Source organism: Paractinoplanes deccanensis, assembly GCF_016862115.1.
GTDB lineage: Bacteria > Actinomycetota > Actinomycetes > Mycobacteriales > Micromonosporaceae > Actinoplanes > Actinoplanes deccanensis.
In genome coordinates, this window is sequence record NZ_BOMI01000087.1 from 75,459 (window position 1) to 99,701 (window position 24,243).

At 72.2% G+C, this 24,243-nt stretch carries 19 protein-coding genes; 9 read left to right on the forward strand and 10 right to left on the reverse strand.

Annotation, left to right across the window (positions count from 1 at the left end; translation table 11 throughout):
- Positions 1-84: 84 nt before the first annotated feature.
- The gene (locus Ade02nite_RS23010; protein WP_203767383.1) at positions 85-2,871 is read right to left on the reverse strand and encodes an SWIM zinc finger family protein; all 2,787 of its coding nucleotides are present in this window, start codon (positions 2,869-2,871) and stop codon (positions 85-87) included.
- A gap of 91 nt (positions 2,872-2,962) precedes the next feature.
- Here Ade02nite_RS23010 and Ade02nite_RS23015 point away from each other — a divergent pair, with 91 nt between their 5' ends.
- Together Ade02nite_RS23015 and Ade02nite_RS23020 are read left to right on the forward strand one after the other, a co-directional pair.
- A complete protein-coding gene (locus Ade02nite_RS23015; RefSeq protein WP_203767385.1) occupies positions 2,963-3,607 on the forward strand; it encodes a Rossmann-fold NAD(P)-binding domain-containing protein in 645 nt (214 codons plus the stop codon).
- A gap of 110 nt (positions 3,608-3,717) precedes the next feature.
- The gene (locus Ade02nite_RS23020) at positions 3,718-4,437 is read left to right on the forward strand and encodes a MarR family winged helix-turn-helix transcriptional regulator (RefSeq protein WP_239168977.1); all 720 of its coding nucleotides are present in this window, start codon (positions 3,718-3,720) and stop codon (positions 4,435-4,437) included.
- A gap of 178 nt (positions 4,438-4,615) precedes the next feature.
- Here Ade02nite_RS23020 and Ade02nite_RS23025 read toward each other — a convergent pair whose 3' ends face one another.
- The 8 genes from Ade02nite_RS23025 to Ade02nite_RS23060 form a co-directional block, all read right to left on the reverse strand.
- Positions 4,616-5,671 carry a glutathione S-transferase family protein gene (locus Ade02nite_RS23025; protein WP_203767387.1) on the reverse strand — a complete coding sequence of 352 codons (1,056 nt, stop codon included), beginning with the start codon at positions 5,669-5,671 and terminating at the stop codon, positions 4,616-4,618.
- Positions 5,672-5,794: 123 nt separating this feature from the next.
- The gene (locus Ade02nite_RS23030; protein WP_203767390.1) at positions 5,795-6,946 is read right to left on the reverse strand and encodes a DUF5925 domain-containing protein; all 1,152 of its coding nucleotides are present in this window, start codon (positions 6,944-6,946) and stop codon (positions 5,795-5,797) included.
- A 195-nt stretch (positions 6,947-7,141) separates the two neighbouring features.
- Complete coding sequence (locus tag Ade02nite_RS50350) at positions 7,142-8,920, reverse strand: nitroreductase/quinone reductase family protein (protein ID WP_203767405.1); 1,779 nt, start codon at positions 8,918-8,920, stop codon at positions 7,142-7,144.
- Positions 8,921-8,930: 10 nt separating this feature from the next.
- Positions 8,931-10,121, reverse strand: coding sequence for an adenylosuccinate synthetase (locus tag Ade02nite_RS23040; RefSeq protein WP_203767408.1), 1,191 nt, complete (start codon positions 10,119-10,121; stop codon positions 8,931-8,933).
- Positions 10,118-11,074 (reverse strand): hypothetical protein, encoded by a 957-nt coding sequence (locus Ade02nite_RS23045; protein ID WP_203767411.1) that lies wholly within the window; start codon positions 11,072-11,074, stop codon positions 10,118-10,120. Before Ade02nite_RS23045 ends, Ade02nite_RS23040 begins: the two co-directional genes overlap by 4 nt.
- Before the next feature lie 24 nt (positions 11,075-11,098).
- Positions 11,099-11,821: a serine/threonine-protein kinase gene (locus Ade02nite_RS23050; RefSeq protein WP_203767413.1), complete on the reverse strand. Its 723-nt coding sequence runs from the start codon at positions 11,819-11,821 to the stop codon at positions 11,099-11,101.
- Positions 11,818-12,549 (reverse strand): NUDIX hydrolase, encoded by a 732-nt coding sequence (locus tag Ade02nite_RS23055; protein WP_203767416.1) that lies wholly within the window; start codon positions 12,547-12,549, stop codon positions 11,818-11,820. Before Ade02nite_RS23055 ends, Ade02nite_RS23050 begins: the two co-directional genes overlap by 4 nt.
- Before the next feature lie 180 nt (positions 12,550-12,729).
- Positions 12,730-13,020, reverse strand: coding sequence for a DUF1540 domain-containing protein (locus tag Ade02nite_RS23060; RefSeq protein ID WP_203767419.1), 291 nt, complete (start codon positions 13,018-13,020; stop codon positions 12,730-12,732).
- Positions 13,021-13,346: 326 nt separating this feature from the next.
- Here Ade02nite_RS23060 and Ade02nite_RS23065 point away from each other — a divergent pair, with 326 nt between their 5' ends.
- Positions 13,347-15,911, forward strand: a complete 2,565-nt coding sequence (locus Ade02nite_RS23065; RefSeq protein WP_203767422.1) for a beta strand repeat-containing protein — start codon at positions 13,347-13,349, stop codon at positions 15,909-15,911.
- Positions 15,912-16,128: 217 nt separating this feature from the next.
- Complete coding sequence (locus Ade02nite_RS23070; RefSeq protein WP_203767425.1) at positions 16,129-17,943, forward strand: hypothetical protein; 1,815 nt, start codon at positions 16,129-16,131, stop codon at positions 17,941-17,943.
- 68 nt (positions 17,944-18,011) lie between these two features.
- Here Ade02nite_RS23070 and Ade02nite_RS23075 read toward each other — a convergent pair whose 3' ends face one another.
- Positions 18,012-18,773 carry a hypothetical protein gene (locus Ade02nite_RS23075; RefSeq protein WP_203767428.1) on the reverse strand — a complete coding sequence of 254 codons (762 nt, stop codon included), beginning with the start codon at positions 18,771-18,773 and terminating at the stop codon, positions 18,012-18,014.
- A 189-nt stretch (positions 18,774-18,962) separates the two neighbouring features.
- On the opposite strand from Ade02nite_RS23075, the gene Ade02nite_RS23080 reads away from it, so the two are divergent.
- The 5 genes from Ade02nite_RS23080 to Ade02nite_RS23100 all read left to right on the forward strand — a co-directional run.
- Positions 18,963-20,858 (forward strand): S8 family serine peptidase, encoded by a 1,896-nt coding sequence (locus tag Ade02nite_RS23080; protein ID WP_203767431.1) that lies wholly within the window; start codon positions 18,963-18,965, stop codon positions 20,856-20,858.
- A gap of 104 nt (positions 20,859-20,962) precedes the next feature.
- Positions 20,963-21,562 carry a sulfite oxidase-like oxidoreductase gene (locus Ade02nite_RS23085; RefSeq protein ID WP_203767434.1) on the forward strand — a complete coding sequence of 200 codons (600 nt, stop codon included), beginning with the start codon at positions 20,963-20,965 and terminating at the stop codon, positions 21,560-21,562.
- On the forward strand, positions 21,532-22,290 hold the full coding sequence (locus Ade02nite_RS23090) for a ferredoxin reductase (protein ID WP_203767436.1): 759 nt from the start codon (positions 21,532-21,534) through the stop codon (positions 22,288-22,290). Before Ade02nite_RS23085 ends, Ade02nite_RS23090 begins: the two co-directional genes overlap by 31 nt.
- Complete coding sequence (locus Ade02nite_RS23095) at positions 22,287-22,583, forward strand: DUF6510 family protein (protein WP_275409938.1); 297 nt, start codon at positions 22,287-22,289, stop codon at positions 22,581-22,583. The genes Ade02nite_RS23090 and Ade02nite_RS23095 overlap by 4 nt, the downstream gene beginning before the upstream one ends.
- Positions 22,584-22,598: 15 nt before the next feature.
- Positions 22,599-24,243, forward strand: a 1,645-nt coding sequence (locus Ade02nite_RS23100; protein ID WP_203767439.1) for a UvrD-helicase domain-containing protein, incomplete at its 3' end; no start/stop codon positions are given.

Here is a 24,243-nt window from a genome sequence, read left to right on the forward strand (position 1 = left end):
TTCGCCAGAACCGAACGCTATCGCCTGCCTCTGACAAAAATCGGGGGCCGCGGCGGCGGGGATCCGACGGTGTGACGGTGTCGCTCAGGGCTTGCCGGCCGCCTGTTTCAGCTCGTCGAACATCTCCTGCCGGAAGGCCAGCGTGCGGGCCAGGTCGGCGACCGGCCGCACCCGGGACGCGTCGGCGGGCTCCTGGTCGAGCTGCAGGGCGAGCCGGCCCACCAGATCCGCGTACGCCGGGGGCATGGCCAGCGCGGCCGCGCGGCACAACTCGCCGAGCTGCCAGCTGTGCCGGTCGTTGCGGGCTCGATGGGCGATGGTCTCGAGGACGGCCACCGAGAGCTCGTCGGGCCACCGGCCCGGATGGATCGCGAGCAGCCTGTTGGCCATCGGATCCTCCCGGCGCAGGGCGTCGGCCGCGAGCCGGCCCAGCTCGGCGGAGGGCAGCACGAGGTGCAGGTCCCACCGCACCGATTCGCGCAGCGTCCCGGACACCTCGTGGAGCAGGACGGTCGCCCACCCGACGTCCTCCTGCGCCACGGCGGCCTTGGCCCAGCCGTGCAGCAGCGGCGACTCCCAGTCGTTGCCGCGCGCCAGCCGGAGCATCGTGGCGGCGCCGGCCCACGTGTCGAGCGGCGCACCGGCGACGACCTCCTCGAGGAGCCAGGCGCTCACGCCCGTGCCGCGCGCCGGGGTGGAGGCCACGCCGTCGCGACGCAGGCCCTCGTCGAGCTCCTCCGGCGGGGTGACGATCAGCCGGTCGGCGCCCACCGTCCGGCGCTCGCGCCGCACGGCGGCCCGGGCACGCTCGGCCATCCTCGTGCGCAGGCCGGAGCCGGGAAGGCGCCGCAGCAGCTCCAGGGCGGCCTCGCGGACCTCCTTGCGGCGATCGTCGAGAGCCCGCTCCAGGAACGGATCGTCGTCGGCGGAGAGGCCGGTGGCGAGGGCGGCGACGAAGCGGGCCCGGGTGTCGGAGGAGTCCTCGGCCCAGGTGCTCTCCACCAGCTCACGGGCGCGCCCCGGATCGCTGCGGCGCAGCTCGGCCAGGTGCGCCAGCCTCTCGCCGGAGCTGCCCGTGTGCCAGTCGAAGGCCGCGGTGGACGGCGGAACGGGAGCCTCGTCGCGAAGCCACCGCCACTCGTCGCGCATGGCGGCCAACCACACGCCCCGCTCGCCGGCGACCCGGGCCAGCGCGGGCCGGATGATCGAGTTGCGCCGCCCGGCGTCGAGCAGCGCGGGCAACGCGATCGGCGGGACGTGCGCGCCGAGCTCGCGGGCCGCCGCGAGCCACTGGCCCAGCAGCTCCTGGGCGAGCTGGGCGCCGCCCGGCACTCCCTCGCCGAGGATCCGCAGCAGCCGCGCCCCGGCGGCCGGGGGCAGCGCGGCCGTGGTCTCGGCGGGGGCGGCGGGCACCGCGGCATGGCCGGAGCCGGGCAGGACGCCGGCGCGCCGCCGGGCGAGCGCGACGGCCGCGGCGTCGAGCAGGGAACCGTCGCCCGGCCACGGCCGGCGGTTGGTGCCGACCAGCGCGGCGGCCAGCAGCTCCGGAGGCAGCTCCGGGCGCCGGGCGGCGCCGGCCGTGGGCACCGGCACACCGGCGGCCACGAACGTCCCGCCGGTCCACGCGGCGAGCGGGCGCAGACCGCCGGGCGACCACTCGGCCGCCACGGTCGCCGGCCGGCCACCCGCGGCCGCGAGCAGCCACCATGGTTCGCTGTGACCGGCGGCCAGCGGCAGCGCGGCGCCGGTCTGGTCGACCAGCCAGCCGTCGTCGCTGGGCGCGACGCCGGCGAGCAGGACGGGAGCGTCGTACCGCCAGGGCTCGGCCGCGACCGTCGCGCTGTAGCCGAGCAGAGCGTCGGCGATCGTCGCGGCGCCCTCGGGCTCGCCGAACGGCTCGGCGGCGCTGTCGCGACCGGCGACGAGCGCGCGCAGCGGGGCGGAACCGGGGTAGAACGCCAGCTCGCCGCGAAACTCCGTGCCCGGGACGAGATCGCTGACGAGCGGCTGGCCGGGCGCGGCGAACGAGAGGACCAGCGCGAACCGGCCCCGCGACCCCCGCAGCCACGTGCGCCGGGTGGTCAGCGCGCCGTCGTCGATCTCGACCTGGCCCAGCACCTGCCATCGGTCGGCGACGCGCGGGCCGGCGAGAACGTCGTCGGTGGCGACCGGGAACCCGATGCGGCTGCGGACCGTGGCGGCCAGCTCGGGCGGCAGGTCGGCAAGCCGGTCGTAGCCGGTGACGAGCAGCCGGAGCAGGGCCAGCTCACCGAGCAGGCGGTCGGCCCAGTGCGGGCCGATCCCCGCGATGGTGCCCAGCCGCCGCACGGCGTTGGCCGCGGCGGGGGCCTGCGCGTCGACCAGCCGCGCGGCCATCGCCTCATATGGCTGGTGGCCGGCTCGCTGGGCGCCGGCCAGCCCTTGGCGGACCTGGTCGTCGAGCCACCGGCGCAGCTCCGTCATGCCACCGGCCACCCGCTCGGCGCGCTGCTCGGCTCGCCTGGCCGCGGCGGCGGGATCGGGAGTGGCGGCGGCTCGCGGCTTGGCCGCCGCCTTTGCGGCGCGGGCGGCCTGCCACTCACGCGCGAAGTCGGGGGCCGCCGCGGTCGCGACACCGGTCTCGGCCCAGAGCAGCAGCAGCCCCAGGGCGTGCTTGCACGGGATCTTGCGGCTGGGGCAGGAGCATTTGTACGCCGGGCCGGTCAGGTCGGCGCACACCTGATAGCCACGGCACAGTCCCCACAGGACGTCGTCGAGCCGCCCGGTCGCCGACCAGGAGATGGGCGCGGAGAGCGCCCGGCCGGCCTTGACCGACGCGGCGTCGGGCGCGAGCGTCTCGACCTGGGCGGCCGACCATCGTTCAACGGACACGGGAGAACCCTAGGCCGCCCGTACGACATTTTTGGCCGTCCGCGGACGAGACGCCGAGTGCCATGATCGAGCTGATCGAGAGGGAGGACCGATGAAGGTCGTGATCTTCGGGGCGACCGGCATGGTCGGCCAGGGCGTGCTCCACGAGTGCCTGCTCGCGCCCGACGTCGAGCAGGTGCTGGCGGTCGTTCGGACGCCGACGGGAATCTCGCATCCACGCCTGCGGGAAGTGCGGCTGGCCGACTTCGCCGATCTCGGGCCCATCCGCGACGAGCTGCGCGGCTCCGACGCCTGTTTCTACTGTCTCGGGGTGTCGGCGGTGGGCTTGGACGAGGCCGCCTACGCGCGAGTCTCGTACGACTATCCGATGGCCGCGGCGCGCATGTTCGCCGAGCTCGACCGGCGGACGACCTTTGTCTACGTCTCCGGAGCCGGCACGAACCCGAACGGCCGGCAGATGTGGGCTCGCGTCAAGGGCCGTACGGAGCGCGACATCATCGACCTGCTGCCCAACGGCTACGCCTTCCGGCCCGGCATCATCCAGCCGACCCGGGGCGTGCGGTCGAAGACCCGGCTCTACAACACCGCCTACACGGTCTTGGGCCCGCTGATTCCCCTGCTGGAGCGCATCGCCCCCAAGTACGTCACGACGACCGACCGGCTCGGGCGGGCAATGCTGAGGGCGGCCCGCGTCGGCTTCCCGAACCGTGTCGTGGAGCACGCCGATCTGCGCTGACCAGCGGAAACGCATCACGCCAACTCCCTCGACGGAAAGTATCTCGACATCGAGATAAAGGCCCGCTAGTCTCTCGTTGTCAAGAAGCTCGCCATCGAGACAATGGAGAGGTGGAGACCGATGAAGACCTCGCTCAGGACGCCCCCGCTGAAGGCGGCAGCACCGGCCGGCCCGAGCCCTCACCGGCCGAGCACGAGGCCGCCCCGGCCGTTCGCGGCCGGCACGACAGCGAGCGCGACACCGAGGACCTCGACGGCGTCGATCAGGTCGTCGGTCAGTGGGCCCACGAGCGGCCCGACCTCGACACGACGGCGATGGCCGTCTTCGACCGCATCGCCAGCCTGTCCCGCATCGCCGGCGACCGGGTGGAGCAGGCCTATGCCGCGTTCGGGATAGGCCGTCCCGAGTTCGATGTGCTCGCGACGCTGCGGCGCGCTGGTGAGCCCTTCCAGCTTTCGCCGGGCGAGCTCGCCGCCTCGATGGCGTTGAGCACCGGGGGCACCACGGCGAGGCTCGACCGGCTGGAAAAGGCCGGCCTGGTCGAGCGGCTTCCGTCGCCCAGTGACCGGCGCAGCGTCCTGGTCCGCCTCACCGAGGCGGGCTACGAGGTGATCGAGCAGGCCGTCGGTGCGGGGCTGGCCGAGCAGCAGCGCATGCTCGCCGACCTGCCCAGCGAACGGCTCCGGCAGCTCGACGCCCTGTTGCGCGAGGCGCTGCGCGCGACGGGCGGTGCGCGCATGACCGGCGACATCCGGTGGTTCGCCACCGGCCGTGACTCCGGGCGGGGCGATGCCCGCGGCTCCCGAGGCCGCGGACGTGGCCGGTCCTGAGCTCGCGGCGGCCGGGCTCAGTCCTCGCCGTCGCCGCGTCCAAGGCGTCCGACCGGGAGGCTGCCACCGGGCAGCAGCCTGAGTCACGGTGGCTACCCGGTCGGCAGCCTCCCGGTCGGCACTGATCGCGCATCCGCTTGCCGTGCAGTCGAGGGGCTCCGAGGCCGGCCGTGTTCGCTCACCTTGCGGTGGCTTCGACGGCTGCGGTGGCTTCGGCGGTGAGTCCTGCCGCCTCCGGGCCGTGGCCGGGCCGGACCACCTCGGCGGCCTTCGGCGGCGGTGGCGGAGTGCCGTCGCCGAAGGGGCGGCCGCCCAGCTTCTCGCGGCCGTGTTCGGTCAGCCAGTTGGAGAGATCCGGTCCGGCCGGAACGATCCCCGTGGGGTTGATGTCTTTATGGACGACGTAGTAGTGCTTCTTGATGTCGACGAAGTCGATCGTGTCGCCGAAGCCGGGGGTCTGGAAGAGGTCCCGGGCATAGGCCCAGAGCACCGGCATCTCGGTCAGCTTGCTCCGGTTGCACTTGAAGTGGCCGTGGTAGGCCGCGTCGAAGCGGGCCAGCGTCGTGAAGAGCCGGACGTCGGCCTCGGTGATCGTGTCGCCCACCAGGTACCGCTGTCCGGCCAGCAGGTCCGACAGCTTGTCGAACCGCGCGAAAAGCCGCGCGTAGGCCTTCTCGTACGCCTCCTGCGTGCCGGCGAACCCGGCCCGGTAGACGCCGTTGTTCACGTCGGCGAAGACGAGCCGGTTGATCTTGTCGATGGCGTCGCGCAACTCGGGCGGGTAGAGCTGCGGCGCGCCCGGACGGTGATAGCGCGCCCACTCCAGCGAGAGGTCGATGGTGATCTGTGCGAAGTCGTTCGTCACGACCTGCCCGGTCGGCACGTCGACGATCGCCGGCACGGTGATGCCCTTGTCGTAGTCCGGGTAGCGGGCGAAGTAGGCCTCCTGGAGGCGCTCGATGCCGAGCACCGGGTCACGCCCGCCCGGGTCGAGGTCGAAGGTCCAGCTGCGCTCGTCGTGAGTGGGACCGGCGATGCCCATGGAGAGCACGTCCTCGAGGCCGAGAAGCCGCCGCACGATGATCGCCCGGTTCGCCCAGGGGCATGCTCGGCTCACGATCAGCCGATAACGCCCGGGCTCCACCGGATAACCGTCGCGCCCGTCCGCGGTGATCCGGGTCGGGATGTAGCGCTGGTCCCGGTCGTACTCGCCCGACGGATTCACGTAAGCCATGCCCCCATCCTGCGACGGGCGCGGCCGGCCCGCAGGCCGAGCGAGCGATTCCGAAGCGGCCTACCCAATACCCTCCCGCCCCGGCGCGCGGCCGGGCGGGCGGAGCGCTCCGCCGATGGGCGGCTACAGGTACATGCCGGTGGCCGGCTCCGGCTTGGGGACGGTCACGGGCTCGGTGCCGGTTTTGAGGGCGTACAGCTGGGCCAACGTGGCGCCCTCGGGGCCGATGCCTCGGGGGGTGCCGAGCCAGGTGACCGCCTCCGTGTAGGGGAGCCTGCCCACCTCGATGCTGGCCAGGCAGCGGCCGGGGCGGACCACGGCGGGGTGCAGGGAGGCCAGGTCCTCGTTGGTGGTGATGGCGATCAGGGCGTTGCGGCCCTGGCCGAGCAGGCCGTCGGTGAGGTTGAGCAGGCGGGACAGGGACTGGCCGGCGCTGGCTTTCGCCTCGCCGCTGATCAGCTCGTCGCAGTCTTCGAGCATGAGCAGGCGCCAGCGGGGCTCGTCCTCGTCGTCGCTGCCCAGGGCCACGCTCATCAGGTAGGCGGGGTCGCTGAACAGGCGCTCGGGGTCGAGCACGCAGTCGACCTGGCACCACGAGCGCCACTGCTGGGCCAGCGCCCGCAGGGCCGTGGTCTTGCCCGTGCCGGGCTCGCCGTGCAGGAGCAGGAGGCGGCCGTTCACGGCGGTGCCGTCGAGCGCCATCAGCTTTTCGAGGGTTCGGGCCACGGGGGTCGCGTAGTTCGCCGAGATCTTCGGCCAGGGGGCGGCGTCGATCTCGCGCTGGACGCGGCGCGGGCCGTGCGGGCCGAAGTGCCAGAAGCCGATGGGCACGCTGTCGCTCGCCGGGACCGGCTCCTCGACGGCGTTCTTCGTGGCCGCCTCGAGGACCGTCTCGGCCAGCTCCGCGGTGACCGCCGTGACCGTGACGCGCGCTCGGCGACTCTGCTTCCAGCGGGTGACGTGCAACGTCCAGCCCTCGCCGACCGACAGCCGGCCCTGGCCGTCCTCGTCGACGGCGTCGCGGACCACCCGGGCGTCGTCTGTGGTCAGCGCGGCGTCGGCCTTTACGTTCTCCAGGTAGCAGCTGCGGCCGAACGGCTCCCGGCCCGTCACGAAACCGTCCAGCGCGAGCAGGTCCACCACATCGACGAGGCGGTCGCCGTCGTCGACCGCCCCCGACAGCGGCAGCGGCGCGGCGCCGGAAAGCGGCAGCGCGGCGGCAGCCTCGGCATGCCGGTTGCCGGCCCGGTCGACGGCCTGGTGGGGAGTGCGCATCACTCCATGATCGAGCGTCGATGCCCGAAAGGCACCCCGTTTTCCCTCAGTTGGCCCGATCGGGACCCGCCCGCGCCCCGATCGAAACGGCCGCGAAGGCCCAGCAGGGCGAAGGGAAGTGGCGCCCCCGCGAAGGACCCGGCAGGAGGGCGGGACGCGCACCGGGAGGGCAGGCGGCTCAGCAGGGCAAGCGGCTCACGAGGGCAAGCGACTCAGCAGGAAGACCGGGATGAGCCGCGACGTCTTGGCCTGGTAACCCGCGTAATGGGGGAACGCCGCCACGGCCCGTTCCCACCACACGGCGCGCTCCTCGCCCGACAGCTCGCGGGCGACGTAGTCGTGCCGCTCAGCGCCGTCCTGGAGCTCGACGTGGGGGTTCTTGCGCAGGTTGTGGACCCACACCGGGTTCTTCGGGGCGCCGCCGAGGGAGCCCACCGCCAGGTATTCGCCGTCGTGTTCCACGCGCATCAAAGGCGTCTTGCGCAGCTTGCCGCTGATGGCACCGACCGAGGTGACCAGGACGATCGGATAGCCCTGGATCGTGCCGGCCGAGGCGCCCTGGGACGACTCGAACTTCTCGGCCTGCTTGCGGGCCCACCCGGAGGTGCTCGGCTCGTACTCTCCGCTGAGTGGCATGACCCCCAGCCTAGGGAGGAACCTGCCCCCGCAAGCAGAGACACATATCACTGCGGGCACGGAGGTGTGACCGGCCCACACGGGGACGTGGCCGGGGACCAGGGCGATCTCGTACGTCTCCCCGTCGCCCACGCTGAGCGTCTCGAACCACCACGGGCTGCCCGAGGCCGCGACGCCGTCACGGCTGAGCACCACCGCGCGGGCGCCGTGCAGGTGAAACGGATGGGCCGCGCCGCTCGCGTTCGTCACGGTCAGGTGGACCGGCTCGCCGCTACGGACCAGGTAGGCCGGCACCTCCGGGTAGAGCCTCCGGTTGACCGACCACCACAGTCCCGGCATCCCGGCGAACAGCCCGATCCGCCGCCCCACCTGGTATTCGAGGCGCCGTCCCATGGCCGCCGGGTCGAAGCCGAGCGGCGCCGGCGTCCCGTACGACAGAAGATCGACGATGTCCCGCGGCGGCGCCGTCGGCTGCACGGCGCCCCACACGACCGCCGCTCCCCCGCCGACGTCGACGCGGGCCGCCCCGAAGAACGCGAGGTCCACCCGGCCGCCCGCGGGCACGAGGACCGCCTCGTTCAGGATGTCGAACGGGCCGTTGACCGAGTGCCCGTCGACCGCCACCACGCGGAACGGCGTGCCCGACACCCACGCGCGCAGCGGCTCCGGGTCCGCGTTGATCAGCCGCACGCGCGACACCGAGCCCGGCGAGGGTGCCGATCCGGCGATCCCGGTCAGCGACGACAGGCCCGGCATCCCGTTGATGGTTCTTCGCCCGTCGTACGTGCGCACGACCAGCGCCCGGTCCACGTCCACCGCCGGCCGCCCCACCACCAGCGCGCCGAAGAGCTCCCGATGCGCGTGGTACCAGTACGTCCCCTCCGCCGCCGGGCCGAGCTGGTAGACGTGCCGTTCGCCCCGCCGCAGCGTGACGGCGTCCGCCCTCATGCCGTGCCAGTGCATGGTCACGTCCTCGGGCACCGACTCGTTCACGACCGTCACCCGCAGCGTCTGCCCCGCGAGCATCCGGATCTGCGGCCCCGGCGTGATGCCGTTAAGCGTGTATCTGCCCTTCTCGGACCGGGCCGTCAAGGTCACCGCCACCTCGGCGCCCCGCACGGCGGCGGAACGGCCCGTCACGGTCCCCGCCACCTCCGCGCCCCGCACGACGGCGGAACGGCCCGTCACGGTCCCCGCCACCTCCGCGCCCCGCACGACGGCGGAGCGAGCCGCCACGGCCATCGCCGCGTCGTCTGTCCCGGGCGCGGCGGAGGGAGGCAGCAGGAGGCCGACCGCCATCACGACGGCTACGGGCAGGCTCCGGCGCCGAGCGAGCACCCCCTCAGCGTCACACGAACTTCTTCTCCGCTGAAGTGGGCCCGTGCGACTCGATCTCCACGGGGGCGCCGAGCAGCGACTCGATCTCGCCCGACCAGTCCGCGGGCCGGTGGAGCCGTCCCGGCCGGGCGCGGAAGAGCCGCGCGGTCAGCTCGGCCTGGTGCGCCAGGTCGCCCAGGGTGCCGGGGACGAGCCGATCAACATCAACCCCGTCGATCTCGTACGAGGTGCAGACGCGCAGCGAAGCGCAGTGGGCGGGGGTGTCGAGGTGCGTGACCGCCAGGCCGTGCACGCCGCCGGCGACCTCCACCGCGTAGCGGTGCGCCACCGCGTCGAAGTGGCCCACCCGGAACGTGCCCTGCCACTCGCCCGTCCCGTTGTGCGCCTCGGGCAGCGCCAGCGAGGCGTCCTCGGTGACGAACGGTCCCGCGCCGTGCCGTGTCGTGTAGGTGCGCACCACGCCGAGCCGCCGGAACGACCCGCACAGCGCGGCCACGTTGTCGAACGTCGTCGTCGACCAGGTCGTGTGCGGGTGCCACCCGCGCCACTCGTCGAGCAGCACGCCCTGGGCGCCCTCGAAGACGCACGGCCCCTCCCGCAGCAGCCGGCCGGTGTGCGCGCCGTCCACGATCGACACTGTCGAGCCGAAGAGCGCGAACGCCTCCACCACGTCGTCCAGGGGCGCGCCGATCGGCCCGAGGTCCTCCTCCACCGCGGCGAGGACCTTGCGCAGGCGCGCACGGGAGCGGGTGTCGGCCACGCGCGGCGCGTCGGCGTGGCTCAGCGCGTACGACATGGCCTCGCCCACGCCCATGCCGCACGAACCGTGACGGGACCAGCCCCGCTCGGCCTCTCGCCGCCGGTTGGCCGCACGATGCCACGGAGTGGCGAGAAGGGCGTCGCCATCGACCGTGAGCAGCTCGAACGGATTGCCGAGGGCGGCCGCCTCGGCCGCCAGCGCCAGCGGGTCGACCACCATGAAGCGGGTCAGGTGGGTGGGCACGCCACGCAGTGTGCCGGAGCCGAACTGCGCGAACGTGTGGTGCCGGCCGTCCTCGGTGATCACGTTGTGGGCGGCCTGCGCTCCCCCGTTGAAGCGCAGGACCGCCCGCACCGGGGTGGCGGCACAGATCGCGTCCACCACGGTGCCCTTGCCGGCGTCGCCGTACCCGAGGTCGACGACCGCGACGTGCTCGTTCACAGCCGTTCGTTCCCGCTCGCCGCCGAGGTGACGTCGAGAGCCGATCGGACGACCGTGCCGCGCTGGAGCGGCGCGAGCGCCTTGCCGACCGTGCCGCCGTGCGCGGAGCCCGCCTCGGTCAGGTGCGACAGGCCCTCGTCCAGGTCGATCATGTCCTCGCCGAGGCCGACGGTGAGCGCGATCGTCTCGCAGACCGCGTCCAGGTCGTCGAGCTCCAGCACGTTCTGGCCCAGCAGGCCGCGCCAGCGCTCGAGGATCTCGCGGTCGCCGCCCCAGCCCGCCGCCGTCGGCATCAGGTAGTAGACGTCGAAGCTGCGCCGCAGCTCGGCGAGGATCTCCTCGGTGCTGATCGCCTCGCTCAGGTCCTCGCCGAGGAACCGCTTGACCTCCTTGCGGCTGACCTTCGGGTACGGCATCTCGTCGCCGATCAGGAACAGGTAGCCCCGGCGGCCGCGCTTGAGCACCGAGTCGAGCGAGGTGTGCCGGGCCATGAAGTACATGGCGAGCTCGTACGACTCGCGCTTCTGCCCGCCGCCACCGCCCTCGAGCACGATCCGCGCCAGGTCCTCGTCCATCCGGTTGTCCGACTCGAACTGGCCGACCTGCAACGGCACCCGGTCGCACGTGGCGTCGCCGACCGCGCCGAACAGGATGTGCGGATCGGTCGCGTACCCCTTGCGGGTCAGCAGGCCGAGCAGCTGCGGAAGCTTGGTCTGCAGCGTGCGAGGCACGGTGCCCATCGAGCCGGTGACGTCGAAGATGACGGCGATCGGCGTGCTGAACGGGTGTTCGCCGCTGTCGCGGCTCTCGCGCTTGCCGACCCCGTTCGGGTCGAGCGCCGGGTGGGCCTTCCGGGCGCCGCTGTCGCTGTAGGCGAAGGCGCTCGTGCCGCTGCGCGCGCGGTAGTTGGCGGCGGCGGTGTAGACGTCGGTGGACCAGCGTCCGCTTCCCATGATGTCCTCCGTTTTCGTGAACGGTCAGAGCGCGAAGGGCCGGAACGTGCGCGGCCCGTAGAGCGTGTGGAGCAGGTCGTCGAGCTCGCCCAGCAGCGACCAGGCGTCCTGCGGCCGCATGCGCGGCGCGTCGTAGAGGCAGCCGTCGGCGAAGCGGCGCATCGCCGGCGGCAGGCCGGGGCCGATCAGGCAGGTCATCAGGCGAGTGGCCAGGTAGATGTCGGTGGCAGGGCCGGCCGTCCGGTCCCGCTTGACCTCGGGCGGGTAGTGATGGTTCTTGATGACGGCACTGACCCGGCTGCCGGAGTAGCACCAGTCGACGAGGGCCAGGCCGTGCTGCTCCGGGTGGATCAGCACGTGTTCGGCGAAGACGGCGCCGTGCACGACGCCCGCGCGGTGTGCCCAGCCGAGCCCGGCCAGCAGCCGGCGCCACATCCAGGCGGCGTCGCGCGGATCGATCGTCCGGGTCAGCGCGCTCAGCGGGACGAAGCCGTCGAGCCTCTCGAGCACGTTGACCCGCCGCCGGCGCCGCTGGCCGTCCTCGTGGACGAACGTCTCGAGCAGGCGCGGCGCGTACGGCCGGTATTTCGGATCACCGTGCTCGGCCAGCGCACCCAGCGCCGCCGCCTCGGCCTCCATGAGGTCGTTGTCGGCGGGGTCGCGGGGAATCTTGAAGAGCACGTCGCGCGCCGCGACGAGGTCGGCGATGTCTCCGCTCGCCACGCGGACCGCCTCGGCGAAGGTCATCGCACACCGTCCTCGCGGGCCGGGCGCAGGAGCGCGGGGTGCAGCAGCTGGGCGTCGCCGGCGCGGTAGAGCTTGGCCCGGGGGCCGCCCCGCTCGCCGCCGCGTGCCGTGGTCTCGCCGGTGCTCTCGACGAAGCCCGGCACGGAGAGCACCTTGCGGTGGAAGTTGCCGGCGTGCAGCTCCTCGCCCCAGACCGCGGCGTAGACCTGGCGCAGCTCGCCGACGGTGAACTCGTCGCCGACGAACGCGGTGGCGAGCGGCGTGTATTCGAGCTTCGACCGCGCCCGGTCGAGCCCGTCGGCGAGGATCGCGTCGTGGTCGAACGCGAGGCCGGTCGCCCGCTCGACCGGCACCCACTCGGCCGCCGAGGCGTCGGAGCCCGCGCGCGGCTCGGGCAGCCCGGGCGCGAAGGCGAGGTAGGCGACCGAGAACACCCGCATGCGCGGGTCGCGGCCGGGATCGCCGTAGGTCTTGAGCTGCTCGAGATGCACACGGTCGAGCGCGGTCTCCTCGTGGAGCTCGCGTAGCGCGGCGGCGTCGAGGGTCTCGTCGCGGACGAAGCCGCCGGGCAGGGCGCGCCGGCCGGCGAACGGGTGCTCGGCCCGATCGACGAGCAGCACGCAGAGCCGGCCGTCGCGGATGGTCAGCGCGACCACGTCGACCGTGACCGCGACGGCCGGGTAGGCCGCGGGGTCGTATCCCGCCAGGAAGTCCGCTTCGCTCGCCATGTTGTCCTCACCTTGAGACTGACTCGATGTGAGAATAACCTAGCGCGGGCCGCACCGCCCGTCAAGCGGTCGCCATTCCCGGCGCCCTCGCCATTAAGCAAGGCTCACCTACGAAAGGCTTGCCTTACCTAAAGAAAAAGCGCCCGCCGGGAACGGCGGGCGCTTTTTCGAAGATTGCGCTCAGCGAGCCTCGTACGTGAGGCAGTCGGCCTTGTCGCCCGAGGCGCCCACGACGATGGCCGGAGCGTGGCACTCAAGGTCGGTGTTGTGCACGCAGTCGGCGCGCTTGCACGCTCCGACCTGCGCAAGAGGCTTGCCGGTGCCACCCTTGTCGCCCGTCTCGACGTAGGTGTCGCATTCGGCGTTCATGCTGCCGATGGTGATCGCGAAGGCCGTACAGCCGTCGTGGTTGTAGCCACACTGAGTGACCGTGCAGGTCTGCACGCGGGGCATTTCCAGAGCCTGAGTCATGATTCCTCGCCTCCCATTTCTCGCATCCCGTTCTACACGACGATAAACCATTCCCCGATCGGTCCATAACTACACCACGGTTAATTTAATTGAGGTAAGCCATTCCTAACATCGACGACGGCCGCCCGCATCGACGCCCCTCGACCCGGCTCCGTAGCAGCTCCAACCCCCTTACGTCCGACATATCCGAATGTTCACCGCTTTTAGTCAGGAACGGCTCATAAATAGCTACGCTTCCCGCGAGACGGCCCGCGACGGTTCACCGCACGCCGGGCCCCATCCCATCCAGCGACGTGGTCCGTAAGGGACCCGTAGGAGGACCTCGCATGCGCAAGTCCCAGTCCAAACTCACAGCGCGGCTTCTCGGAGCCGGGCTGACCGCCGGGGCGGTGGGGGCCGCCGTTCTGGTGGCACCGACAGCGGCGTTCGCGTCAGTCTCGCTGTCGTCCGCGTCCGCGACACCGGGCACCACGATCACGGCGACGGTCAACACCGGCGTGTTCGCCAGCACGGCTCAGCCCTACATCGTCCTGACTCCGGTCGCCAACACCTGTAACGCGGACTCCACAGTCACGGCGGCCCAGGCCGGCGCTGTCGCGGTCACCGCGACCGAGACGGGCGATCCCACGGCCACCTTCGTCGTGCCCTCGGCGGCCACCCTGGGCATCCCGACCGGCACGGTCTCGAAGGACTTCAAGGTCTGCACCTACGCCGGAACGACAGCGTCCGGAGCGACGCTCGACGCGGGGCCGACGCTCACGGTCACGCCGTCCGTGCAGACGCCGGGCGGCGGCCCGACGGGCACGGTGCTCACCAACAAGCAGCCCAACACGTCCTACTACTCCGGGACGCCGGGCATCATCTTCACGTCGAACGCCAGCTGCCCGGCGACCTACACCACCAGCATCACCGGTCAGACGACCGCGGCCGCGTCCAACATCACGCGGGTCGACTCCACGACCATCACCTTCGCCGCGCCGGCCAGCCTCACCCTGACCGACGGCGCGACCAGGGCCTACCGGGTGTGCTACTACAACGGCACCACCAGCTCCAGCACGCCGGTCCTCGACAATCCGCAGACCTTCCTGCTCACTCCCGGCATCGGGTCCAGCGCGACGACCGGCCCCAGCGGCGGCAGCAACACGCTGACCTTCACCGCGCCCAGCGGCAGCACGCCGTTCACCACGGCCACGCCGGCCGTCGTGTTCTCGGCGACCGGTTGCCCGGCGGCCTACGGCTCGCCGGCCGCCGGCCGCGTCGGCACCAGCGTCACCAAGACGTCCACGAGCGCTCTCACCGTGGTCGTGCCGTCCGGCGTGACCGGCACGGGTCTGACGACGCCGTACAACGTCTGCTTCTACGGCGCGGCGAGCGCCGCCGAGACGCTGATCGGCAGCTCCGCCTCGCCGTACAGCGTGACGCTTCCCGCCATCACGCTGAGCAGCACCGTCGGCCCGGCCGGCGTGACCAACGGCATCACGGCGACCTCGACGGCGAACTTCCTGCTGGGCGTCTCGACGCTGGCCGCCAACTACGTGACCGCCGAGCGTTGCCCGGTGACCTACACCGCCGCGACGACCGGCGTCGTGGAGGGCGCGGTCGGTTCGGTGCGCAAGCTGGCCAACAACCGCCTCGCGGCGACCGTTCCCGTTCTGACGCTCACCAACGGGTCGCCCACCGTCTACCAGGCCTGCTTCTACAACGGCTCGACCGTCGGGCAGAGCACCCTGGTCGGCTCCGCGGCGTACACCGTCATGAACCCGCACACGGTCGCGAGCGTCGCGCCGACCTCCGGCAGCGTGCTGGGCGGCACCGAGATCGTGGTCACCGGCACCAACTTCCCGACCACGGCCGGCTCGATCACCGCGACCCTGGGCGGCGTGCCGCTGCTCAACATCACGCCGGTGAGCCCGAACGCGTTCACCGCCACCACGCCGCAGCACGCCGCGGAGAACGACGCCACGCTGGTCGTCACCACGGTGTCCGGCAACAGGACGCTGGCCAACGCGTTCTCGTTCCTGAACGACCTGGTGGTCTCGCCGAACACGGCGCCCAACACCACCTCCGCCATCGACCTCACGGTCAAGGGCGTCGGGTTCTACTCGGTCACCTTCGGCACCGCCGCCGCGAACGCGCACATGTACCTCGTGAACGGCGCCTACAACCCGACCGACATCGGCGGCACCACCAAGGCCAACGGCCCGATGTCCGAGTGCGCCGACGTGCTGGTCATCAGCGACACCGAGCTGATCTGCACGCTGTCGCTCAACCGGCGGTTCGACGCCAGCGGCGCGGCGATCAACCCGACCACCTACACGGGCGCCGCGACGGCCGGCACCACCACGGCCAACAGCCGGGTCATCACGGCCACCACCGGCACCTTCAAGCCGGAGGACGTCGGCCTTCAGATCACGCACGCCGGCGCGGCCGCGGGCACGCGCATCGCCCGGGTGCTGAGCACCACCACGGCCGTCATGGACCGTGACCCGATCGGCGCCAGCTCCACCACGTCTCTCACGGTCGGTGGCGCACTGCGGACGAACGCGACGGTGGACATCTCCGGCAGCAACGTCTACACCATCACGGCGAACGCGGGCACCTTCACCAGCGCGGACATCGGTCGCCCGATCAGCGGCACCGGCCTCAACGCCGGTGGCGTCACGTTCATCACCTCGGTCGCGCCCGGCGGCGCGTCGGCGACCGTGTCGCTGCCGACCGCCAGCCAGCAGACCGACACCACGGTCAGCTTCTACTCGCCGATCGCGGTTCCGAACGGCGCGTACACCCTGACGTTCGTGTCGAACGGCGCGGTCGGTGCCAACAGCAGCGACCCGGACTACAGCCAGAGCGTCGTCTCCAGCAGCTCGACCTTCACGGTCGCGCCCGCGTAGTCCCTCCGCTTCATCAGGGCGGCCCGGGGTTTCCCCGGGCCGCCCTGCGTTATGCCTGGTCACTACCACGGCGCAGAGCATTTTTCGCGAATTTCTCGCTCTACCAAATTCGGGCTATAAGCCGCGTTACGCTCCCTGCGAGACGGCCCGCCGTCTTCGACACGCGCGGGCTCACCCATTCCACAACGCGGTTTCTGAAACCGTAGGAGGACCTCGCATGCGCAAGTCCCAACCCAAGACCGGCAACCGGCCTCTGCGCGCCGGTATCGCCACGGCGGCGACGGCCGCCCTGGTGGTGGCCGGTGCCGCCGGCCCCGCCTACGCGGTGGCCGTGGACGGCACACTCTCGACGAACGCCGCGCCGCTCGGCGGCGGCGTCACCGTCACCCTGACCGCGACGGGCGCCTTCACCGGCCTCGTGCCCGGCACCGTCGGCGGGCGCTTCATCGCCGGCAGCGCGACCTGCGATCTGCTGTACGGCACCACGACCACGGCCAAACCCGCCGCGACCGTGACCATCGCGAACGCCAACGAGGCCACCATCGCGGTGCCGTCGCTCGCGGCCGGCACGTGGAAGGCCTGCGTCTTCGGCGCGACCACCGGCACCACCCTCAGCAGCTCGACGCCCCTGGTCGCCACCTCGGGCGTCGACACGCTCACCGTGAGCGGCGCGAACACCGTGCCGACGCTCAGCCCGGCGGCGGGCCCCGCGGCCGGTGGCACGTCGGTCACCGCGACCCGCGGCGGCAACTACCTGTCGACCGGCGGCAGCACCCTCGGGGTGGTCTTCCGCTCCACCGGCGCCTGTGCGGGCACGTACACGACGACCGGCGCGGCCGCCACCACGACGGCGACCAAGAACGCGGCCAACACGGTCGCGACCTTCACGGTCCCGGCCACGCTGCCGTCGGCCGGCGCCTACACCGTCTGCATCTACGCCGGCACCGCCGGCACCAGCAACCTGCTCGGTAACGCCACCTACTCGGCGCTGCCGACGTCCACGGTGAGCCCGACCTCCGGCAACTCCGGCGGCGGCAACACCATCATCGTGACCACCGCGACCAGCACGATGGCCGCGGGCACCACCCCGGGCGGCCTGTTCACCGAGTCGACCTCGTGCCCCGCCACCTTCGACGTCGCGGGCGTGGACGACCAGGCGGCCACGGTCACCAGGATCTCCGGTGTCAAGGCGGCGGTCGCGGTTCCGGCCGGTGTCCTGCACACCGGGGACGAGGAGACGACCGCGTGGCGGTTCTGCCTCTACGCGAACGCGGTGGACGGCGCGCTCATCGCGGTGCCGTCGACCTACAGCGTCGCCGAGGAGCTCGACGTCAGCACGGTCACCATCACGCCCAACGGCGGCCCCGCGCAGGGTAACTCGACCATCACCGTCCAGATCGTCGGCGGCCTGCCGCCGGTCGGCGGCACCGTCTCGGCGTCGCTCGGCGGAAGCCCGCTGGAGGACATCACCATCCTGGGCGACGACTCGTTCAGCGCCACGACGACCGCGCACGCGGCCGGTGCGACGAGGCTCAGCGTGACCACCGCGGCCGGCACCCAGACCAGCACCACCGACGACTACACCTACTCGTACGGCATCACGACGACGCCGAACACGGCCACCTTCGACGACACCGCCGTGACCCTCGACATCCTCGGGTCCGGGTTCGACTCGCTCACCTTCGCCGCTTCGGCGGAGGCCGGCGCCTCCACCGCGCCCGGTGACGGCGTGGGCGTGTTCCTGGTCGCCAACGGCTGGTTCTCCGCCATGGACACAGCGAACAGCGTCATCGCGACGGGCCTGGTCAGCCAGTGCATGGACGTCACGAAGATCAGCGACAACGAGATGATCTGCACGCTGGACCTGACCAAGAAGTCGAGCGACTCGACGGGTTACTACAACACCGGTTCGGTACCGCGCGGCGTCTACAACGTCGCCGTGGTGGAGGACTCGAACGCGGCAGCCATGGCGATCGACGACAACGTGTCCCGCATCTCCAGCGGCTCGATCTTCACCGTCTCCGACTACTGACCGACCTGAGAACGAGAAACGGCCCGGAGCTTCAAGCTCCGGGCCGTTTCACGTGCCGCCGACCGGGATCAGCCGAGCTTGGCCCACTCGCTGTTGATGACCTCGGCGCTCTTCTCGGTGGACGGCTTGCCGTCCTGGTCCACCAGCACCGTGACGACGCTCTTGCCGGCCGACGTCCGCCAGCAGAGCAGCATGTTCGGCCGCACCGACGCCTTCGAGTTGTTGCTGAACTTGAAGTTCTGCGTGCAGCTGATCTGCCCGATCTTCTTGCCCTTGTCGGCGGCCCAGAGCAACTCCCCCTGTCCCGTCAGGTCGTGCTTCGCGGTGATGACCCGCAGCGTGCCGTTCGGCAGCGTCTCGTTGCGCTTGTTCACCGGTCCCGGTTTGGCGTTGGGCGCCGCGGTCAGCGCCCGCTGCACCGGGTGACCGTCCTTGGCGGCCTTCTCCCGGGCCTCCTTGATCTGCTCCTCGACCGAGAGGCTGCGCGACGGCGCCGGGGTCGGGCTGCTCGACTGCTTGACCGCCCCCTTGCTCGGCGCGACGGTGTCCGCCTCGGCCGTGGGCTCGGCCGAGGGCGCCGTCGACGGCGGCACGCCGGTGGCCGGTGAGGCCATCGGGGCGAGGGCGCCCGCGTCGCGGGTCTCGGTGCCGGCGTTCCGGCCGGCGACCTGGGTCGTGACGAAGAACGCGCCCGCGCCCAGCACCGCCAGGCCGGCGACGCCGACGGCGGCCTGCTTGGCTCGCTGCTTGCGGCGGCGCTGCCGCCGGTCGGTCTCGGCCGACCGGTAGACGCCCTCGTCGCCGGAGCGATCTTCCTCTGGAATGCTCATCTCAGAATCCTCAAGAGCTCGGCCAACGGTCCGCCCCGGGCGGACCCCGAAGCTCCATGGTCCCAAAGAGCCGGATAAATCGGGCTAAAACGCCGTCGTTGCGCGGAACAACCGGTCCGCAACCCCGGCAACCTTCAAGACGAGCCCGCCCCCGCCGTTGTTGTGCTCACTCACCACGGAGGGGGACACATGCGGAAGAACCTGCGCAGGTACGCAGTGGGAGCGGTGGCCGTCGGAGCCGTCGCGGGCGGCGCCGCTGTCGCCCTGCCCGGCGTCTCGGACGGCGGGAGGCCGGCCGGCGCCTTCGACAGCTCGACGGCGAACGGCGTCGCGGCGGACGAGTGGCGCCCGGCCCCGTACGGCCTGAGCGCGACCCCGGCGCAGCTGCTGCCGTCGGCCGTCAGCGCCGAGAAGCCGGTCCGCGTCGTCAGCACCACGATCGACAAGGACGGACGCCCGGTGGTCAGCGTCCGGACGGCGACCGACAAGGCCGCGGCCGGCGAGCTGATCAAGGAGGCGCAGCGGGCGAAGAACGCCGTGGGCGTCGAGGTGGACGTGCCGGTCGTGGCATTCGGCGACGACCCGTACCGCTCCATGCAGTGGGATCTTCCGAAGATCAACACCTCGGCCGCGCATGCGAAGTCGACCGGCGCGGGTGTCGTCGTCGCCGTGATCGACTCCGGCGTGGACGCCGCCCACCCGGACCTCGCCGGGCAGGTCCTGCCGGGCATCGACTACGTCACCGGCACCACCGGCACGAGCACGGACCCGCACGGGCACGGCACCCACGTCGCCGGCACGATCGCCGCGCTCACCGGCAACGGCATCGGCGTGGCCTCGGTCGCGCCGGGCGTCAAGATCCTGCCGATCCGGACGCTCGACGCGAACGGCTCGGGCTTCATGTCCCACACGGCCAGCGGCATCGTCTGGGCCGCCGACCACGGCGCTCAGGTCATCAACATGTCGCTCGGCGCGACCACGCAGGTGTCGGCCGTGACCACCGCCATCTCGTACGCCCGCAGCAAGGGCGTCACGGTCGTCGCCGCGGCCGGCAACTCGCGCGCCTCGGGCAGCCCGGCCAGCTACCCGGCCGCCGACCCCGGCGTCATCGGCGTGGCCGCCACCGACTCGGCCGACCGCGTCGCCTCCTTCTCCAACCAGGGCGGCTACGTCGACGTGGCGGCGCCCGGCGTCACCATCGCGAGCACCCACCCGACCGCGCTCGGCAGCGGCTACACCTACATGTCCGGCACCTCGATGGCGGCCCCGCACGTCGCGGCCGCGGCGGCGCTGCTCGAGGGCTACAACCGCAGCCTGACGCCGGACCAGATCCAGGCCGCCCTGGAGTCGTCGGCGGTCGATCTCGGCGCCGCGGGCAAGGACATCGACTTCGGGTACGGGCGGATCGACGCGGCCGCCGCGCTGGCGAAGGTGGCCGGGCCCACGCAGGCGCCCACCGCTGCGCCGACCACCACCGCACCGACCACCACGGCGCCCACCGCCACCGCTTCACCGGCGCCCAGCCGGACCACCGCCTCGCCGGCGCCGACCCGGACCGTCGCCAAGACGGTGCCGGTGGTGACGGTGAGCCCCGCGACCAAGCAGGTCACCTACGGCGCGGCCGTCACGACGACGTTCACCGTCAAGTCCGCGGGCAAGACCCTGCCGTACGCCTCGGTGCAGGTCTGCGTCTCCGAGGCCGGCGGCTCGCCGGTCTGCACGAGCGCGACGACCAGCAAGAGCGGCACGGTGCCGGTCAAGCGGACCGCCACGGCCGCGTACACGGTGCAGGTGACGGTGGCCGAGACGAGCACGACGGCCCAGGTGACCTCGCCGGCCGCCGCCGTGACGGTGAAGGCGACGGCCCGGGTCAGCCGGTCCAAGTCGACGATGACGGTGACGATGACCGGCGTGGCCGGCCAGACCGTCGAGGTGCAGCAGATGGTGAACAAGGTCTGGGCGAAGGTGGGCGACTTCCCGGCCGCCGCCCGGACCACCGTGGGCAACCTGGTCACCGGCCAGAAGTACCGCGTCGTCGTCCCGGACACCGCCGGCATCGTCGGCGTGACCAGTTCGGCGGTCTGACTCAGGAGGATCCGGACAGACCGGGCGCACGCCGAGCGAAACCTCGACGTGACGCTCGGTACGTCCGGTCCCGGGGTGCTTGATCATGCGGTTTACTCAGCACCATGGCCATCATTTCCCGAGGATTCGGCGGTCGGCGGCGCGAGTCCGTCCCCGGCCTGCCGCCCGGTCAGTACCTGACCCACGACTTCCCGGTGCTGTCGGCCGGGCCCACCCCGCGCATCCCGCTCGACCGGTGGCGCTTCACGATCCAGACCGAGACCGGCGAGAGCACCAGCTGGAACTGGGACGAGTTCACGGCGCTGCCCGCCGAGGACTACACGGTCGACATCCACTGTGTCACCAAGTGGTCCAAGCTCGGCACCACGTGGCGCGGCGTCTCGCTCGACACCCTGATGGAGAACGTCGAGTCGGCCGCCGACTACACGATGGTGCACAGCTTCGGCGGATACACCACGAACGTCCCGATGGAGGACTTGCTCGACGGCAAGGCGTGGATCGCGTACAAATTCGACGGCGAGGATCTCGCGCCGGAGCACGGTGGGCCGGCCCGGCTCGTCGTGCCCCACCTCTATTTCTGGAAATCGGCGAAGTGGGTCAACGGGATCCAGCTGATGAACGAGGACGAGCCCGGCTTCTGGGAAGCCGCCGGCTATCACATGTACGGAGACCCATGGCTCGAGCAGCGGTACCAGGGCGACTGACCTGGCGGGCGGCGACGCTCGCCGACGCCCGCTGGGAGACACCGTCGGCACGCACCCTCGTGCTCGACGTTCCCGACTGGCCGGGCCACCTGCCCGGCCAGCACGTCGACGTGCGGCTGACGGCCGAGGACGGCTACCGCGCCCAGCGCAGCTACTCGATCGCCTCCGCCTGGCCGTCCTCCGGCGAGGGCAAGGTCGAGCTGACCATCCAGCGGCTCGACGACGGCGAGGTGTCGCCCTACCTGACCGACGCGGTCGAGGTGGGCGACCAGATCGAGTTGCGCGGGCCGGTGGGCGGCTGGTTCGTCTGGCGCTCCAAGAGCCCGTCGCCGGTGACCCTGGTCGCCGGCGGCTCCGGCGTGGTGCCGCTGATGGCGATGATCCGCGACCGCGCCGAGGCGGGCACCAAGCAGCCGTTCCGGCTGATCTACTCGGTGCGCACCCCCGAGGACACGCTCTACGCCGACGAGCTGCGCCGGCGGGTGCGCGACGACGCCGGCCTCGACGTGCGCTTCGTCTACACACGCAAGGCGCCGGCCGACTGGCCCGGTCCGCCGAAACGTATCGACGTGGCGACCCTGAACACGTACGGTTGGCCGCCGGACTTCGCACCGGACTGCTACGTCTGCGGTCCCACGACGTTCGTCGAGACCGCCGCGGACATCCTGGTCGCGCTCGGCCACGACCCACGCCGGATCCGCACCGAACGCTTCGGAGGCACGTCGTGAGCGACCCCGACGACAGAGCACCCGTCGAGGCGACCACCCTGGACGGTAATGCGATGGCGGGCGACCTGCGGGAGCTCTTCGCGGTCGACGTGACCGCGGCGCGCTACAAGTGCGCCGGTTGCGGGCACGCCGACGCGGTCGCCACGCTGATGCTGTGGGGAGCGCCGACCGGCCGGGTGGCGCGCTGCCCGCACTGCTCCGACGTCGTCCTCCGGGTGGTGCGCGCGCCGGACAGGGTCTTCCTCGACCTCCACGGCTGCGTCCGCCTCGAAGTGCCGCTCGCGGACAGCTGAGAACCGGCCCGGCGCATGATCGGCGACTCGCGTGATGAGCTGCTGGCCGAGGTGCGCCGGGCGACCACCCAGGCCGGCCCGGATTTCACGGCCGCCATCGGCGCGGCCCAGAACGAGCTCGTCCGTACGCCCGCGGAAAGCCTCCTGGTGATCCACGGTGGCCCCGGCACCGGCAAGACGATCACGGCGCTGCGGCGGGTGGCGTGGTTGCTCGACGATCCGGGCACCAAGCTGTCGGCCGCCGACGTGCTGGTGGTGGGCCCCTCCCCCGCGTACGCCCGGCGCAGTCGCACGCTGCTGGAGGGCTGGGGCCACACCGGCGTGACCCACCGGTCGGTCGCCGGCCTGCTGCCGAAGGCGGAGGCGGACCGCCCCGAGTCGCTCTACGTGACCCGGCTCAAGGGCGAGGCGCGCATGGCGGGCCTGCTCGGCCGCGCCCTGGAGGGCCACCCCAAGATCATTCCTGACGGTACGCCGGCGACGGTCACCGTACGAGGAAGGGCCGTGACCCTCGACCCGGCCACCGTCCAGCGAGTGATCACGACGGCGCGGGCGAGCGAAGCATCGTCCGGTGACCGCCGCCGGCTGCTGCGAGCGGTCCTCGTCGCCGGCAGCCCCGACCCGGCCCTGGTGCTGGAGGCCGCCGACCTGCTGGCCGAGCTGATCTGGCCGGAGTTCGACCCGGCCGTCTTCCTGCGCGACCTGTTCGCCTCCCGCGACCGGCTGTCCGCCGCGGCGGGCGAGGAGTTCACCGACCGCGAGATCAACGCCCTGTACCGCCCCGGCTCCGACTCCGGGCTCGGCAGCGGCTCCCACTCCGGCCTCGGGCACGGCTCCGACTCCCACTCCGGCCTCGGGCACGGCTCCAGCTCGGGCCTCGGCTTCGGGTTCGGCTTCAGCGAGGCGGACCTGGCTCTTCTGGACGAGGCGACCCACCTGGCCGGCGCCGCACCCGACCGCTTCGCCCACGTGCTGGTCGACGAGGCACAGGACCTCTCGCCGATGCAGCTGCGAGCGATCTCCCGCCGATCCGCGAACGGCGCCCTGACCCTGGTCGGCGACATGGCCCAGTCCACCGGCCCGTGGGCCCGCGACGACTGGCACGAGGTGCTCGCCCACCTGCCGTCCCCGATGCCGCACGTGCACCGCGAGCTGCGCTTCGGCTACCGCGTCCCGCGCCAGATCTTCGACCTGGCCGCCGAGCTCCTGCCCACCGCGGCCCCCAGCGTCCAGCCACCGACAACCGTCCGCGACGGCCCCGCCGACCCGGTCATCGCCCCGGTGGCCGACCCCACGGACCGCGCCGCCGTGGTGGTGGCGGCCGCCGCCGGCCATGCGGCCGAGGGCCGCTCGGTAGCCATCGTCTGCCCCCACCGCTGCCGCGACGACATAGCGGCCCTGCTAGACCGGGAACAGCTCGACTGGCACGCGGACCCGGCCACCGACCCGCCGATCACCCTGCTCGCCCCACACGAGACAAAGGGCCTCGACTTCGAGGCGGCCATCGTCGTCGAGCCCGGCCTCATCGTCGACGACGACCCGCGCGGCCACCGGCTGCTCTACATCGCCCTGACCCGCGCCACTTCACACCTGCACCTGGTCGGCGCCCCCGAGGACCTACCGGCCGACTTCACCGCGGTTTCCGCTCCACCCGCCCAGG

Bases quoted from the DNA above. Each gene is read 5' to 3' on its own strand.
- Ade02nite_RS23015 (WP_203767385.1), top strand. From the start codon at position 2,963: ATGAAGGTCGTGATCTTCGGGGCGACCGGCATGGTCGGCCAGGGCGTG.
- Ade02nite_RS23025 (WP_203767387.1), bottom strand. From the start codon at position 5,671: ATGGCTTACGTGAATCCGTCGGGCGAGTACGACCGGGACCAGCGCTAC.
- Ade02nite_RS23030 (WP_203767390.1), bottom strand. From the start codon at position 6,946: ATGCGCACTCCCCACCAGGCCGTCGACCGGGCCGGCAACCGGCATGCC.
- Ade02nite_RS23045 (WP_203767411.1), bottom strand. From the start codon at position 11,074: ATGGGAAGCGGACGCTGGTCCACCGACGTCTACACCGCCGCCGCCAAC.
- Ade02nite_RS23050 (WP_203767413.1), bottom strand. From the start codon at position 11,821: ATGACCTTCGCCGAGGCGGTCCGCGTGGCGAGCGGAGACATCGCCGAC.
- Ade02nite_RS23055 (WP_203767416.1), bottom strand. From the start codon at position 12,549: ATGGCGAGCGAAGCGGACTTCCTGGCGGGATACGACCCCGCGGCCTAC.
- Ade02nite_RS23060 (WP_203767419.1), bottom strand. From the start codon at position 13,020: ATGACTCAGGCTCTGGAAATGCCCCGCGTGCAGACCTGCACGGTCACT.
- Ade02nite_RS23065 (WP_203767422.1), top strand. From the start codon at position 13,347: ATGCGCAAGTCCCAGTCCAAACTCACAGCGCGGCTTCTCGGAGCCGGG.
- Ade02nite_RS23070 (WP_203767425.1), top strand. From the start codon at position 16,129: ATGCGCAAGTCCCAACCCAAGACCGGCAACCGGCCTCTGCGCGCCGGT.
- Ade02nite_RS23075 (WP_203767428.1), bottom strand. From the start codon at position 18,773: ATGAGCATTCCAGAGGAAGATCGCTCCGGCGACGAGGGCGTCTACCGG.
- Ade02nite_RS23080 (WP_203767431.1), top strand. From the start codon at position 18,963: ATGCGGAAGAACCTGCGCAGGTACGCAGTGGGAGCGGTGGCCGTCGGA.
- Ade02nite_RS23085 (WP_203767434.1), top strand. From the start codon at position 20,963: ATGGCCATCATTTCCCGAGGATTCGGCGGTCGGCGGCGCGAGTCCGTC.
- Ade02nite_RS23090 (WP_203767436.1), top strand. From the start codon at position 21,532: ATGGCTCGAGCAGCGGTACCAGGGCGACTGACCTGGCGGGCGGCGACG.